The sequence below is a fragment of the Micromonospora craterilacus genome, from assembly GCF_003236315.1.
Classification (GTDB): domain Bacteria; phylum Actinomycetota; class Actinomycetes; order Mycobacteriales; family Micromonosporaceae; genus Micromonospora; species Micromonospora craterilacus.
In genome coordinates, this window is record NZ_POTY01000603.1 from 1 (window position 1) to 388 (window position 388).

Annotated in this window: 2 protein-coding genes; one reads left to right on the forward strand and one right to left on the reverse strand. The window is 48.2% G+C overall.

Going from position 1 to position 388, the window contains the following annotated elements; genetic code table 11:
• The first annotated feature begins 10 nt into the window (after positions 1 to 10).
• Positions 11 to 148, forward strand: a complete 138-nt coding sequence (locus C1I95_RS37560) for a GlpM family protein (RefSeq protein ID WP_499878005.1) — start codon at positions 11 to 13, stop codon at positions 146 to 148.
• Here C1I95_RS37560 and C1I95_RS37565 read toward each other — a convergent pair.
• On the reverse strand, positions 145 to 388 hold a 244-nt coding region (locus tag C1I95_RS37565), incomplete at its 5' end, for an SDR family oxidoreductase (protein ID WP_146605974.1). The genes C1I95_RS37560 and C1I95_RS37565 overlap by 4 nt on opposite strands.

Genomic DNA, 388 nt, shown 5'->3' on the forward strand with positions numbered 1-388 from the left:
GTGGTCGATTATTCCCTATTTTGTTTACCTGGTGTCGCTGTGGTATTTCACCGGAATGATGCGCTTGCTCGCCGCTTTTGTTGGTTCTGTTGCGTGTTGGGGGATAAGCGCATGGGTGTTGATTATATGCTGGATAAAGCTGCATTAACGCAGATGACGACCGCCATCAAGTGGGGAACTGCGTCCGGTGACAAAACAACTGGTAAGTAAGTAATCGACCAGGTCGATCACTTCTTTCTCGCCAGGAGCGGTTTTCATCAGTGATTTATTCAGCGCCTGTTGTCGATATTCGGCATCATCATGTTCATTAAACAGGATCAGCGATGGCGCAATAGAATTCACTTTCACTTCCGGTGCCAGCTTGCGGGCAAACGAGCGGGTCATATTA